Source organism: Paenirhizobium cremeum, assembly GCF_022884085.1.
GTDB classification, from domain to species: domain Bacteria; phylum Pseudomonadota; class Alphaproteobacteria; order Rhizobiales; family Rhizobiaceae; genus Allorhizobium; species Allorhizobium cremeum.
The window spans coordinates 132,766-147,046 of record NZ_JAGGCS010000003.1 but is presented as its reverse complement, the minus strand read 5'-3'; the positions used below and the strand labels follow the sequence as shown (position 1 = coordinate 147,046).

The 14,281-nt window shown below is 62.0% G+C and carries 12 protein-coding genes; 2 read left to right on the top strand and 10 right to left on the bottom strand.

Features of this window, described 5'->3' with window-relative positions:
• Positions 1 to 7: 7 nt before the first annotated feature.
• The 8 genes from J5N58_RS07180 to J5N58_RS07145 all read right to left on the bottom strand — a co-directional run bounded on the left by J5N58_RS07180 (position 8) and on the right by J5N58_RS07145 (position 10,173).
• Positions 8 to 205 carry a twin-arginine translocase TatA/TatE family subunit gene (locus tag J5N58_RS07180; protein WP_112830201.1) on the bottom strand — a complete coding sequence of 66 codons (198 nt, stop codon included), beginning with the start codon at positions 203 to 205 and terminating at the stop codon, positions 8 to 10.
• Between the two features lie 33 nt (positions 206 to 238).
• Positions 239 to 1,345: an ABC transporter ATP-binding protein gene (locus tag J5N58_RS07175; protein WP_112830202.1), complete on the bottom strand. Its 1,107-nt coding sequence runs from the start codon at positions 1,343 to 1,345 to the stop codon at positions 239 to 241.
• Positions 1,346 to 1,444: 99 nt separating this feature from the next.
• Positions 1,445 to 2,182, bottom strand: a complete 738-nt coding sequence (scpB, locus tag J5N58_RS07170) for an SMC-Scp complex subunit ScpB (protein ID WP_113339597.1) — start codon at positions 2,180 to 2,182, stop codon at positions 1,445 to 1,447.
• Between the two features lie 8 nt (positions 2,183 to 2,190).
• A complete protein-coding gene (locus J5N58_RS07165) occupies positions 2,191 to 2,988 on the bottom strand; it encodes a segregation and condensation protein A (RefSeq protein WP_244710467.1) in 798 nt (265 codons plus the stop codon).
• Between the two features lie 74 nt (positions 2,989 to 3,062).
• Positions 3,063 to 4,091 carry a beta-N-acetylhexosaminidase gene (gene nagZ, locus J5N58_RS07160; protein WP_112830205.1) on the bottom strand — a complete coding sequence of 343 codons (1,029 nt, stop codon included), beginning with the start codon at positions 4,089 to 4,091 and terminating at the stop codon, positions 3,063 to 3,065.
• A gap of 117 nt (positions 4,092 to 4,208) precedes the next feature.
• Positions 4,209 to 7,064, bottom strand: coding sequence for an SPOR domain-containing protein (locus J5N58_RS07155; protein WP_244710311.1), 2,856 nt, complete (start codon positions 7,062 to 7,064; stop codon positions 4,209 to 4,211).
• 65 nt (positions 7,065 to 7,129) lie between these two features.
• A complete protein-coding gene (gene argS / locus J5N58_RS07150) occupies positions 7,130 to 8,890 on the bottom strand; it encodes an arginine--tRNA ligase (protein ID WP_112830207.1) in 1,761 nt (586 codons plus the stop codon).
• A gap of 65 nt (positions 8,891 to 8,955) precedes the next feature.
• Positions 8,956 to 10,173, bottom strand: a complete 1,218-nt coding sequence (locus J5N58_RS07145; RefSeq protein WP_112830208.1) for a deoxyguanosinetriphosphate triphosphohydrolase — start codon at positions 10,171 to 10,173, stop codon at positions 8,956 to 8,958.
• Positions 10,174 to 10,380: 207 nt separating this feature from the next.
• On the opposite strand from J5N58_RS07145, the gene erpA reads away from it, so the two are divergent.
• Positions 10,381 to 10,710 (top strand): iron-sulfur cluster insertion protein ErpA, encoded by a 330-nt coding sequence (gene erpA / locus J5N58_RS07140; protein ID WP_112830209.1) that lies wholly within the window; start codon positions 10,381 to 10,383, stop codon positions 10,708 to 10,710.
• Positions 10,711 to 10,714: 4 nt separating this feature from the next.
• Complete coding sequence (gene xth / locus J5N58_RS07135; RefSeq protein ID WP_112830210.1) at positions 10,715 to 11,503, top strand: exodeoxyribonuclease III; 789 nt, start codon at positions 10,715 to 10,717, stop codon at positions 11,501 to 11,503.
• A gap of 63 nt (positions 11,504 to 11,566) precedes the next feature.
• On the opposite strand, the gene exoR is transcribed toward xth, so the two are convergent.
• Positions 11,567 to 12,361: an exopolysaccharide production regulator ExoR gene (exoR, locus tag J5N58_RS07130; protein WP_113442864.1), complete on the bottom strand. Its 795-nt coding sequence runs from the start codon at positions 12,359 to 12,361 to the stop codon at positions 11,567 to 11,569.
• A 533-nt stretch (positions 12,362 to 12,894) separates the two neighbouring features.
• Positions 12,895 to 14,052: an OmpP1/FadL family transporter gene (locus tag J5N58_RS07125; protein ID WP_244710309.1), complete on the bottom strand. Its 1,158-nt coding sequence runs from the start codon at positions 14,050 to 14,052 to the stop codon at positions 12,895 to 12,897.
• Between the last annotated feature and the right edge of the window lie 229 nt (positions 14,053 to 14,281).

Below are 14,281 nucleotides of genomic sequence, written 5' to 3'. Positions count from 1 at the left end.
AACGCGCTTACTTGGTCTCTTCGACCTTATGGTCGACCGTCTTGCCCGGAGCCTGATTTTCGGCTTCGTCGTCAGACATGCCCTTCTTGAAGCTCTTGATGCCCTTGGCAACGTCACCCATCAGTTCAGGGATCTTGCCACGGCCGAACAGCAACAGGACGATGGCCAATACGATCAGCCAGTGCCACATGCTAAAAGAACCCATTACTGTCACTCCTTGTTTGCGTGTCCCACCGATTTAAGGTGTTTCAGCTTGTTTTTCAAATACGAAAATGTCCTGTGGATTCACAGTCACCGTGACGTCACGAAGCCCCTGCGGCAGGATGTCAGCCCGGATGCGCGAACGAACCGGACGCTCGGTTCCAGGCACGGCAAGTTCCAGCAGTTCCACAACACCCAGAAAACGGCGCGAAAGAATACGCGCGGGTATCGCACCGCCCTCCTCCCGCAGCCCAACGCCGGACAATCTGACGGCGACGGAGACGGACTGGCCGTCCTTCATGCCGGGCGCGGAGGTCGTTCCGAGCGGCGTTTCGACACGGCCATCGCGCACGACGCCGGAAAACTCATTGATTTCCGAAAAGAAGGCGGCGGTAAAAAGATCTTTCGGCCGGCGATAGAGATCGTCTGAGGTTCCGACCTGCACCAGACGTCCGTCGCGCAGCAGGGCAATCCGGTCAGCCATGCGCATCGCCTCCTCGGCGTCGTGGGTAACCACGACGGCGGTCGCTCGCGTCTCGCGCAGGATCGCAAGCGTGTCGGCGCGAATGGTGTCCTTTAACCGGGAATCAAGGCCGGAAAAGGGCTCGTCCATCAGGAGGACTCCGGGCCGCGGCGCAAGCGCCCGGGCCAGCGCCACGCGCTGCTGCTCGCCACCCGAAAGCGCATGGGGATATTTGTCGGCATAATGGGCAAGACCGACGCGCTCGAGCGCCGCCATGGCTCCGGAGACCGCCTCCTTCGGCGGCAGGGCGGTCAGGCCGAAACGGACGTTATCGAGCACGTTCATATGCGGAAAGAGCGCAAAATCCTGGAACATCAGCCCGATGCCACGCTTTTCGGGAGGGATGAAACCGGAGGGTCCGGCGACCTCGCGATCGTTCATCAGCAGGCGACCGGAAGACTGTACCTCGATCCCGGCTGCAATCCTCAGAAGCGTTGTCTTTCCAGAGCCCGACGGTCCGAGCAGGCAGAGTACCTCGCCGGCCTTGGCGGTCAGCGAGACGCCGCGGATCGTCTCCCTGCCATGATAACCGTGGCGGATATCTTCAAAGCGCAGGCTGGCGGCGAAGGTAACCCCTGCCGTCCGCCTCGCATCTGCCCCATCGATCGCGACCGAGTTCATTCCATCTTCCGCGAGGCCACCCGCCGATGCGCCACGCGCCGGAACCAACCGCCGCGGGGCATTCCGAACGCGAGCCCGGTTGTCCAACAAAACATGATGCTATTCGTCCGCTTCACCGCCCGGTGTCAAGAGGCCAAGCTCCTCGAGATCGAGCTGAGTGATCGGATCTTCGTCTTCCGCGAGGTCGTCATTGCCGATCGGCAGAGGTACGGAAATGTTCGGAGGGATGCGACCTGAAAGCAGCCCCGCGCCCTTGAGTTCTTCGAGACCCGGCAGGTCGCGCAGTTCCTCAAGCCCGAAATGGTCGAGGAAATCCCGCGTCGTACCGAGGGTCACAGGCCGGCCAGGCGTACGGCGGCGGCCGCGAAACCGCACCCAGCCCGCCTCCATCAGCACGTCGAGCGTGCCTTTCGACGTCTGGACGCCGCGAATATCCTCGATCTCGGCACGGGTGACGGGCTGGTGATATGCAATGATCGCCAGGACTTCGAGGGCGGCACGCGACAGCTTCTTCGCCTCCGTCTCGTCCTTGCGGATCGCAAAGGACAGATCGGCGGCGGTGCGGAAGGCCCAGTGGTCGTCGACCTGCAGCAGATTGACCCCGCGCCCGGCATAGTCTTCCTTGAGGCGGCGCATGATGGCGCGAACATCGGTTCCGCGCGGCAGACGGTCGGCGATGAAACTTTCGGACACCGGTTCGGCGGAGGCGAACACCAGCGCCTCGGCGATCCGGGCGGCCTCGTTCTCCAGACGCACGCTTTCGGCGCTCGGTTCGGCCGGCCGCTCCGCCACCTCGGCTTCGTCCTCGAAGAAGTCCTGATCCTGCGGTTCGCCCATCGCGCGCCCTATTCCACCGACGAGAGATCGGCTGCGCGCGGACCGCTACGCATGTAGATCGGCTGGAAGGCGCCGTCCTGGCGGATTTCCAGCCGGCCTTCGCGCACGAGCTCCAGCGAAGCGGCAAAGGCGCTGGCAATAGCGGTCACCCTCTCCTCCTCGGAGGAAAGATAGCGCAACAGATACTGCTCCAGGGTCGTCCAGTCGGCGATCTCGCCGATCATCCGCGTCAGAATGGCGCGAGCGTCGGACAAGGCCCAGACCTTGCGTCGCTCGATTGTCACCTGGGTGATTGCCTGCCGCTGGCGAAGAGCCGCATAGGCGGTCAGCAGATCGTAGAGGGTCGCCTCATAAGCGTTCTCGACGCGGGTGGGCACGTGTTCCGGCGCTCCCCGCACATAGACGTCCCGGCCGAGGCGATTGCGGTTGATGAGGCGGGTTGCCGCCTCCCGCATGGCTTCGAGGCGTTTCAGCCGGAAGGCCAGCGTCGCCGCCATTTCTTCACCCGACGGTCCGTCGTCCTTGGCCTGTTGCGGGATCAGCAGGCGTGACTTCAGATAGGCGAGCCAGGCTGCCATGACGAGATAGTCGGCCGCGAGCTCGATACGGATGCGCCGGGCGCTTTCGATGAACTGCAGATATTGTTCGGCAAGCGCCAGAACCGAGATGCGCGACAGGTCGACCTTCTGGTTGCGCGCAAGAAACAGCAGAAGATCGAGCGGACCTTCGAAGCCCGCGACATCGATCACCAGAGCCGGCTCGCCCGTCAGCCGTTCGGCCGTGGTCTCCTGCCACAACGGGTCCATGGGCGTGGCGGCGCCCGTGCCGCCCGCCGGATTGCGTGCAGAGGTGGTCGGGGGCTGGGCTCCGGTGCGCGACATCAGGCCGTCGCCCTCAAGCCATCGAATTCGTTGCGGATATCGGCTTCGGCATAGGCATCGATGTGACCGAAGGCATTCTCGACCGCATCGGCGCGCGTCCTTGCCCGGCCGGACAGAACAGGCGCTGCGGCAGCCACAGCCCGCATCTCCTCCAGCACGCCATTGCAATGGAGAACGACGTCGCAACCGCCCGCCACGATCGCTGCGGCGCGCTCACCTATCGTTCCCTTCAGGGCATTCATCGACACGTCATCGGACATCAGCAATCCATCGAAACCGATCTCGCCGCGGATGATCTTGTCGATCACCACTTTCGACGTCGATGCCGGATGATCCGGATCGATGGCCGAGTATACCACATGCGCGCTCATCGCCATCAATTCGTTGCGCAGCCTGCGGAACGGCGGAAAATCATGGGCCGACAATTCCTCGTGGGACGTCGTGACCACCGGCAGTTCGTGATGGCTGTCCGCCATGCCGCGACCATGGCCCGGCACATGCTTCATCACCGGCAGCACACCGCCCGCTTTCAAACCTTCGGCCGCCGCTTCGCCCATTTCGCCGACTGTCAGCGGATCGGTGCCATAGGCCCGGTCACCGATGACATTGCTTGCGCCTTCGACCGGCACATCGAGCACCGGCAGGCAATCGACGTTGATGCCGAGTTTCAGGAGATCGAAAGCATGGAGGCGGGACATCAGCCAGGCCGCACGCAGACCGATTGCCTTGTCCCGGCGATAGAGTTCGCCGAGTACCGCAGCCGATGGATACCGGGGCGCAATCGGCTCACGGATGCGCTGGACCCGGCCGCCTTCCTGGTCGATGAGCACCGGCGCATTGCGGCCGCCGACGGTCTCGCGCATCTCCGCAACGAGATCGCATATCTGCGCCGGCTCCGAAAGATTGCGGGCAAAGACGATGAAGCCCCAGGGCTGTTCGTCGCGATAGAGGGATTTTTCGTCCGCAGTCAGCGCAAGGCCGCTGCAGCCGAGGATCATGGCTTTCGCCGGAGCGTATCGATGGGTCATGGGCGAATCATAAGAGGGATGGGTAAAAAGCCGAAGCGCTGCAGCGTGTCATACACAGGAAAAGAGGCGAAAACTCATGGTTTCCGCCTCTCTTTTCAACATTGAAAGCGACAGTTCCTACTTCGTGACGAGGCAGCTTCCGCCGGCGGCCTTGTAACGTTCGCAAAGCGCCTGGGCATCCGCCTTGCTGCCGGCCGAGATGCGGACGCGGTAATAGGTGCCCTTGCCGGCAATTTCCGCCTTCTTGATCTCGTAGGCGTGCCCGCCGACGACGCTCGCAAACTTGCCGGAAATGCTCTTGTAGGATTTCTCGGCCTCAGCCTCGGACGGAAGCGATGCGACCTGGATGAAGTAGCTTCCGGGGGCCGCGGCGGCAGGCGCCGGAGCAACCGGTGCAGGGGCAGGTTCAGCCGGCGCTGCAGCGGCGGTCTCGGTAGCGACCGGCTTGGTGGGCGCGGCCGGGGCCACCGGTGCTGCGGGGGTTGCAGCCGTTGCCGGCTTGCTTGCCGGACTTGCGGCAGGTGCCGTCGGCTGGACCGGCTTGGAAGCCGGAACGACAGCCTTCTGCTCCACGGCAGGAGCGGCGTCGCTCACGGAGGCTGCCGGAGCGGCTGCGGTCTCCGTCGGCTGTACGCGCCCCGCCGTCGGCGCCGCAAGCGCGGGCTTGGTTTCGGCGGGCGGCATGCTCGTCTTTTCGCTGACAGCCGGCTTAACCGGTGCGGGTTCGGCCGGGGCCTCCTGAGCCACCAGCGTACCATCCGGACGGACGATCATGGTGCGCACCTTGCGCGGCGTAATCGTCGCCTGGTCGTCATCGGCAGCGGCCGTTTGCTCCGGCTGGTTCTCCGAAGGCAACAGGCGCGGATCTTCGGTCTCACCGACGGGTGTACCCAGCGCTTCGGCTTCGTTTTCGCCTTCCAGCGGAAGGGTTTCCGGGATCAGGGTCTTCTGGACCACGTCGACCGGCTCCTCACTGGACGAAATCAGGCTCTGCTGCTTCGGATCTTCGACGCTGGCACCGGCTACGCGGTCGTATACGGCCTTGTCCTGATTGGGAACGGACTTGCCGCCACGATCCTCGGGCACAACTTTCACCGGCTCCTTGTCGGCCGTAATCACCGGCGGCGTTCCGGAGGAGATTCCGGGAACGCTCGAGCCGCTGAACCAGGCATAAAGACCACCTGCGCCGAGCAACAGAACGACCGCAATCGCAGAGCCCGTCAGCAACAGGCGACGGGTGGAACTGCGCGCCGCCGCAATGCCTTCCTGCGGTTCGAGCGGAATGTTGATGCGGCCGGAAGCATTGCCCCTGTAATCCTCGGGCTTGCTGAGAGTGCGGCGGAAGTCTTCCTCCAACGCCCGCTCGAAGGCGTCGAAGTCATCGAGCGGCGGCGGCTGGTGGGCGACGCCCTTTGCCGATGCGGATGCAGATGCAGATGCAGATGCAGCAGCGGCCGTCGCCACACCAGCAGTTGCGGCTGCGGCGATAACGGGTGCGGCCGGCTGATGAGCCTTGACTGCCGGCGCCGCTGCGGCGTCGTCGAACAACGAAGCAAGCTCGGTATCGAGATCGAGATCGTAATCGTGGTGGAAAGCCGCCGGCGGCTCCTTGGCCTCGGGAACCGGAACTTCCGGAACATCCATCTCGGCAACGGATTCTGGCTGTTCTTCCTGTTCGGCAATTTCAGCCGGATCGAACGGCAAAGGTTCTTCGGCCAGATCGAACGACGGCTCGACGACGGCCGCCCTTTCCGGCGCACGCGGCTGAGGCATGGCTCGCACGGGCTCTACCGGGATTGCCGGCTCGACGGAGCGGACGGGCTGCGGGCGCAGCTCTGCCGTCGCTGCGGGGGCCGCCATCGCCGGCCGGGCGGTGCGCATGTCTGCGTCTGCCTCGATGTCGGAGAGGTCGAGCTCGATATCGTCGAGCTGCAGATCGAATTCGGCGTCCGCGAAGGGATCGAAAGCCTCGTCTTCGGCAACGGCCGCGCGCGCGGGCTCGGCCTTAACCGGCTCGACAACCGGTTGGGACCTGACAACCGGTTGAGTTCCGAACGACACCGGAGACATCGGCGCAGGCGTGGCATCCTCGCTGGCGGCAAGTTCGTCGGAAAAGGAGAAGGTGAAAGACGGCTCGGTACGCGTGACCGGCGCCGCAGGAGCGACCGTCGCGGGTTGCACGACAGGAGCCTTGCCCGCATCCGCTTCCGCGATCAGGTCGTCGAATGCGAAGAAATCATCGGCCCGTGCTCCGGACGACGCCTGCTCTGCGACAGGCGCAGATGCGTGCTCGACCGGAGACCAGTCGAAATTCTCCGCCGGCAATTCAGATTCCAGCGCGAAGTCATCGATCGAGAAATCGTCGATATCAGCCTTCACCGGCACCGCCGACTGCGGCTGGGCGGAGACGGACGTCTCAACCGGCTGCGCCTGGCTTGCGACGGACACGGGCGGAGCTGCCGAGAAATTCGCAAGCGGAAGACGGAGGCGCGGAGCAGGCTCCGGCTCTGGTTCGGGGGCGGAAACGGCTACCGGTTGCGCCGGCTGCCAATGCGCATCCTCGTCCGCCTCCGAAACCGCAAGTTCGAGCTCATCGGCCAGATCGACATCGAAGGACGGCTCTTCGCGATAGTGATCGTAAGAGGGTTCGGGCGCGAAATAGGACGGAGAGGCTTCCGGCTCGCGATAGGCGTTCTCGACAACGGGAACCGGCGAGACCGCCAGCACGTCTTCGGCACGCGCGACAACCGGCTCTACCGGCTGCGGGGCGTCATAGACCTCGAATTCGCGCAGCAGTTCGTCTTCAAGATTGAAGTGGCCTTCGTCGGACGGAGACACGCGCGCTGCCGGGGCGGCCGCCTGGGGCTCCTCCGGCTCGAAGCCGACGATACGTGCAAGCTCAGCCAACGGATCGTCGTCCGCAAAACTGTCATTGCCATATCGACTGCTGTAGGCTGCCTGCTTTTGTACCATTACAACTTCCACTCACTTACGCGACAAGACGCTTGCCAGTGCAATGTGGGGAAATGGTGACGATACTATCGCATTTCTGCCGGAGCTTCAGTGCCAGTTATGGACAATCCGGACTTCAGAACGGAGGCGACAGCATGCACCAGCCCAAGCCTGGCGATGGTCAATTGTCGATGTTTATCGTTAACAAAACGTAATTCGGGCGAATCCTTGCCCTTGTTCCAGTGAGCATGGAAGGAACTTGCCAGATCGTAGAGGTAAAAAGCAAGCCTGTGCGGCTCCTGGGACTGGGCTGCAGCCTCGATTATCCGGGGATATTCGGCAAGCTTGGCGATAAGCTGCAGTTCCGCCGGATCGTTGATCTGGCCATCCACCGCGGATGCCAGATCGAGACCGTCGATATCGAGATCCGGGAAGGCTTCGCGGGCCTGCCTGAAGACGGACATGCAACGGGCATGAGCGTATTGCACGTAGAAGACCGGGTTATCCTTGGACTGCTCGGTCACCTTGGCAAAGTCGAAGTCCAGCGGCTCGGAACTCTTGCGGTAGAGCATCATGAAGCGGACCGGATCGCGCCCGACCTCTTCCACCACGTCGCGCAGGGTGACGAAATCGCCGGAGCGCTTCGACATCTTCACCGGTTCGCCGTTGCGATAGAGCTTCACGAGCTGGCAGAGCAGCACGGTGAGCTTCGACTTGCCTTCCGAAACCGCCCGATTGACCGCCTCCAGGCGCTTGATATAGCCGCCATGATCGGCGCCGAGCACATAGATCATCTCGGAATAGCCGCGGTCGAACTTGTCCTTGAAATAGGCCACGTCGGCAGCAAAATAGGTGTAACTGCCATCCGACTTCATCAGCGGACGGTCGATGTCGTCGCCGACTTCCGTGGAGCGGAAAAGCGTCTGCTCGCGGTCTTCCCAGTCTTCCGGCAGCTGCCCCTTCGGCGGCGGCAGCGTGCCGCGATAGACGTGTCCCTTGAAGGTCAGGTCGTTGATCGCGGTGCGGATCTTGGCGGCCCCGTTGGCATGCAGCGTGCGTTCGGAAAAGAAGATGTCATGGTGGACGTTCAGCGTCGCGAGGTCTTCGCGAATCATCGCCATCATCGCGTCGATGGCGCGGTCCTTGACGATCGCCATCCAATCCTCTTCCGGCATGTTGTGCAGGCGAACGCCAAACTCCTCGGCGAGCGCCTGGCCGACCGGAACAAGGTAATCGCCGGGATAAAGACCCGACGGGATCTCGCCGATGTTCTCACCCAGCGCCTCACGATAGCGCAGGAAGACGGACCGCGCCAAAACGTCGATCTGGGCGCCGGCGTCGTTGATGTAGTATTCCTTTTCGACCGCGAAACCGGCGAAAGCCAGGAGATTGGCCAGCGCATCGCCGACCACGGCGCCGCGGCAATGGCCCACATGCATCGGACCGGTCGGATTGGCCGAGACATATTCGACATTGACCTTGCGGCCCTTGCCGAGCGTCGAGCGTCCGAAGTCCGTGCCTTCCGCGATCACGGTCGACAACAGGCGCTGCCAGTAACCGGTCGACAAACGGATGTTGATGAAGCCCGGACCGGCGACGGTCACCTCGGTGATATCTGCATCTTCCTTGAGCTTTTCGCCGATCACCTCCGCCAGCGCGCGCGGATTGGTGCCGAGCCCCTTGGCCAGAACCATGGCGGCGTTGGTCGCGGCATCGCCGTGGCTCGAGTCGCGCGGCGGTTCGACGACGATACGGCTGAAATCGAGGGTGGAACGCTTTTCCTTGATGCTGTCGATCTGTTCCAGCGCGTTCTTAATTCTCGTTTCGAAATCGGCGAAGAGGTTCATGACGTTTACCTGGCGCAGGCGCTCGACCGGGAGGCCTGGCGAATTGAAAGAAATCGTGGGGGTGCCTATCGCAAATCGGGAGTGTGGTCAAACAGCTCCCTGTGGGTACGCAGCGCATAGGTGTCCGTCATGCCGGCGAGATAGTCCCCGACGTGACGCGCCCTCGCCTGCGAATTGAGGCCGGCTATGTGGTCGACCCAATAATGGCTCTTCATCAGGCGCGGGTCCGTCATGTAGGCGCGAAAGAGATCGGTGACGATCTGGGCGGCACCCGCGCGGATGCGCATGATGTCCGGATGGCGGTAGATGCGGCTGAACAGCAGTTTCTTGATCTGCCGGTCGGTCTCGGCCATTTCCTCCGAGAAGGTGGCAATGGTGCGGTCGGCGGCGCGCACGTCTGCGGCGCTCATCGGACGAACTGCCCGTAACCGTTCCTGTGCGACCCCGATCACGTCCTCCACCATGCGGGTGATCTGCCGGCGCATAATCTCGTGAGTGAAGCGGTCCTCGTCGAGATGCGGGTAGCGATCGCGCACTTCCCGCATCAGTCCGGCGAGGAAGGGCACGTCTTCCAGCATCTCGAAGGTCAGGTAGCCCGAACGCAGGCCGTCATCGATATCATGGGTGTTGTAGGCGATGTCGTCGGCAATCGCCGCGACCTGGGCCTCCAGACCGGCATAACTCGCGAGTTCGAGATCGTGGATCTCGCAATAGTCGAGGATCGGCTGCGGCACCGGCCCCCGGGTTCCCTCGCCATCCTTCGTCAGCAAGGGACCGTTGTGCTTCACCAGCCCTTCGAGGGTTTCCCATGTCAGGTTGAGACCATCGAACTCGGCATAGCGCCGCTCCAGCTTGGTGACGATGCGCAGCGACTGGGCATTGTGATCGAAGCCGCCATAGGGCCTCAGGACCTCGTCCAGCGCATCCTCGCCGGTGTGACCGAAGGGCGTGTGGCCGAAATCGTGAACAAGCGCCACGCCTTCGGCGAGGTCTTCATCGAGCTTCAGCGCGCGGGCAAGTGCGCGGGCCACCTGGGCCACCTCGATCGTGTGGGTAAGCCGCGTGCGATAATGATCGCCATCCGGCCCGATGAAAACCTGCGTCTTGTGTTTCAGGCGGCGAAAAGCCGTCGTATGGACGATGCGGTCACGGTCGCGCTGGAAGTCCGAGCGCGTGGGGCTTCCGCTTTCCGGGAACAAACGGCCCCTCGTCGTCCACGGGTCGGTCGCGTAGACCGCCCGCTCGCCCGATCCAAAACCAAGGGCACTTCTATCGATCGTCATTCCTTGTCCTGTCTGCAGCCCATTGACGCCATTGCGCCGCCTTCATACCTATAGCAAATCAGCCGGCAAGGCTGAGTTTAGCGAATGTCGGGCGCATAAGCTTCATCCCATCCGCGAAAGTGGCATTCTTTCGTGTCCCGCGTTTGAAGCCGCGCCGGTTCCGATTGCCAACCCGCGGGCCTTGAACCCGTCAGGAGGACATAGCAAATGGATGAAACCGTTACCCTTTCGGACGCCGCCGCCAGGCGCATCGCCGCCATCGTCGCCAGCGAGGCCGACAAGAGCGCGCTGCGTATTTCCGTGGAAGGCGGAGGCTGTTCCGGCTTTTCCTACAAGTTCGAACTGGACAAGGGGCCACAGGACGACGATGTGGTCATCACCAAGGACGGCGCAACGCTGCTGATCGATTCGATGTCGATCGCCTACATGACGGGCTCGGAGATCGATTTCGTCGACAACCTGCTCGGCCAGTCCTTCCAGATCAAGAATCCCAATGCCGTCGCGAGCTGCGGCTGCGGCACCAGCTTTTCGGTATGACCCTATGAAGATAGCCACCTGGAACATCAATGGCGTCAAGGCCAGGATCGCCAATCTGGTCCAGTGGCTCGAAAGCTCGGCTCCGGACATCGTCTGCCTGCAGGAAATCAAGTCGGTGGACGACGCCTTTCCACGTCTCGAGATCGAGGCGCTCGGCTATCACGTCGAAACGCACGGACAGAAGGGTTTCAACGGGGTCGCCCTTCTGTCGAAAATCAGGCCGGACGAGGTCAATCGCGGCCTGCCCGGCGATGACGCCGACGAGCAGGCCCGCTTCATCGAAGGCGTTTTTTCGGTCGCGGGCGGTGTCGTCCGCGTTGCCTCCCTCTACCTGCCGAACGGCAATCCCCCCGATGACCCGGTCAAATACCCCTACAAGCTCGCCTGGATGGAGCGCCTCAAGGCGTTTGCCGAAAGCCGGCTGGCGCTGGAGGAACCGCTCATTCTCGCGGGCGACTACAACGTCATTCCCGAGCCGCACGACTGCCGCGATCCGAGGCAATGGGAGACGGATGCGCTCTTCCTGCCGCCGACGCGCGCTGCCTTCCGGCGGCTTGAAAACCTCGGCCTGACCGATGCCGTGCGGGCGACGAGCGACGATCCCCTGCTCTACTCGTTCTGGGATTATCAGGCCGGCGCCTGGCAGAAGAACAACGGCATTCGCATCGATCATCTGATGCTGTCGCCCGAGGCGAACGACCGCCTCCTGTCCGCTTCGATCGAGAAGCACGTGAGGACCTGGGAAAAGCCGTCTGACCACGTCCCGGTCACGGCCGTCTTCGATTTCGCCTGAAATTCGGGTACGTTCCTTCAACCGGCCGGCAAGGCCCGCCGGTTGCGCTGCTGCTTCAAGCGGCTATTCGTTCTGACTGTAGACCTGCGGAGCAAGCGCCACGGCGACACGACGATCGTCCTCGCTCGCCAGCGAGAAGGCCTGCTCCTGGAGATCCTGCATCCAGCCGCAATCCTTCGGCGGACAACGCTCGATGGCGGCCGTCAGGAAAGCAAGACCACGAACCGTCTGCCCCTCCTGGAAGAGCACGTTGCCGAACACCGACATGGCGCCGGCATGGCCGCCCTTGCGGGCAAGATTCAGCCATTTCTTGGCCTGCTGCACGTTCGTCTTGCCGCCCTCGCCAGCGAGAATCATGCGGGCAAGCTGGAATTGCGCCTCCGGCACGCCGAAGGTCGAGGCTGCCTGGAAATACAGTTGCCGGGCCTGCGTGAGATCGATCTGCACGGGGCTTCCCGGAATGCCCTGGCGATAATAACGGGCGAGCGACATCAGTGCATTGACGAAGAAGCCGGTGTCTTCCGAGCCGGGTTCGACGCCTTCGCTGGCGATTTCCGAATAGATCTTGAAGGCCTCGAAATCATTCTCGACGACGCCGTCACCATCTGCATACATGTTCGCAAGCGCCCAGCGCGAGCCGGTGTGACCCTTTTCGGCGGCGTAGCGATAGGCCTCCACCGCGTCCTGCTTCTGGCCGTTCTTGTAAGCCTTGAAGCCGAACTTGAAGAGGTCGAAGGGGCCTGATTCCTTGCTCACGCCCGAATTGATATCGAATGCATGCCCGGAGTTGCCAGCAGCAAGAAAGAGAACCGCCGCTAGAAGCAATGTCGCCGGAGACTTCCAGTCCGAATTGAGCATAATTCCGAATTTCTTCCACAAAACCGACGACATCAACCCACCCGTCCGTTCGATACCGAGGGATCGGCTGTATCATTGGAACGATTTAGCGCGAAAGCATGAACATCGAGTTCATCGCCGAGCCGCAATTCGACGCGCCGAGCGCTGTATCCTGCGCGTGCATCAAACGCGACTTCCGCAAGATTACAAAGCCTTTCTGGCAAGACTGCGACTGCCGCAATGCAACGCATTTCCGACCCGGGGAAATTCTTAGCAAGCCGTCTCACCCCCGCGACAACGGCTGAATCCAGAGGGTATTCCCCGTTCACTTGCCCCATTCTTCACTCGCGCAACGCCACCCCGAAACGCTTCCGCCGTTTCTCGAATGTATCGCTGCGCTCCGTTTGTGGCGGGAAATGGACAAAATCGGGCGACCCGAGGCCCTCAAGGAAGGATTGGACAACTGTTGCAGTTTCATCACATTTTCGGGAGCAGCTGGGACCAAAAAAGCCCGGCGTGAACCGGGCTTTCGATTTTCTCTGCAGGCTGACCGCTCAGAAGGAGATCCTGTAAGAACCGGAAACGGCATAGGCCCAGTCGCCATCCGCCGTTGCATTGTAGGTCGCACCCTGTGCCACGGACTGGCTGCCTTCGGTCATGTAGCTGATGCCGGCACCGAAGCGCAGTTCACCCGGTCCCGCCTTGATGGCTGCACCAGCTGCGACGGTCCAGGTATCGGTCATGATATCGGCTCCGGTGCCGACACCCTTGTCCCAGGTCAGGTTGATCGTGCCGGCGACCTTTTCGGTGAAGGCGTGCGCCACACCGGCCTGAATGGTCCAGCCGTCACGCCAATTGTAGACGTCCTGATAGTTGGTTCCGGCGATATTGTAGTTTAGCGCATCGAGCACGCTCCAGTCGGTCCACTTGACGGAACCGTAGACCAGCCAGCCCGGAGCAACGCCGGTCTGAACGCTGAGCTTCAGGGACTGCGGCAGCGAACCGTAGCCGCTTGCCTCGCGCTCGATCGGGAAAGCATCCAGGCTATACGAACCGCTGTCCGTTTCGTGATCGATCTGCGAACGGTACATCAACTGCACCCGCAGAGCGTATTCCTTGATTTCGTAGGCGGCGCCGAGACGATAGCCGTAGGAACCGCTGTCATCGAGTTCGAGCGTGCCGCCACGGTTGCGAAGCGCCGACGGCAGCAGGCTGTTGTAGCTGTTGCTGACGTTGTGCGCGGTATAGCTGAAATCCTGGATGAACCCGCCACCGAGGACATGGAAGACGCCCCGGCCCGCTTCGAAATTCACGTCGCAGGTCGCGGCGTATTCATTGGTGTCGAAGCCCTTGTAGCCGTAGGGGTTGTTGCCGTTCAGCAATGCGGCCACCTGCGCGTCCGAACCGTAATTCGAGTCCGCACCGAAGGGCTGGGTATAGGTGAATGCGCAGGCCAGGCGGTCATGCAGCTTCACCTTCATCGCGATGCTTGGAATCCAGTAGTTTTCCGAGAAAACGCCATCGTCGTTCGCGACCCCTCCCGTGGTCTCGAACTCGCGCTGGGGCGATACCCAGGTTGCACCCGAACGGATAACGACAGTCCCATCCTCGTAAAGAATGTCGGTATCTGCTTCACCACGCGAGAAACCACCGGCATGGGCCGCCGAGGCGAAGGCGCCGGCGCTCAACAGGCAAAGCAAGGTTTTTTTCATGAGATTAGTTGCCATCTGTCTCCCCACTCCTGGCAAAAACTAAGAACCCCATTCTAGCGAGGCAGGGGGTAATAACAATCTAACGGGAAACCACCAGAACAGGCGGGGCGCATCGCATTTCTTACGTAAATTTTCTTACCTTCACGTAAGAAGCTACAATTGCAAGATATTTTTTCCATAAAATATAAAATTTCCGCCTATCATGGGAATAAAATTCCAAAATGACGGC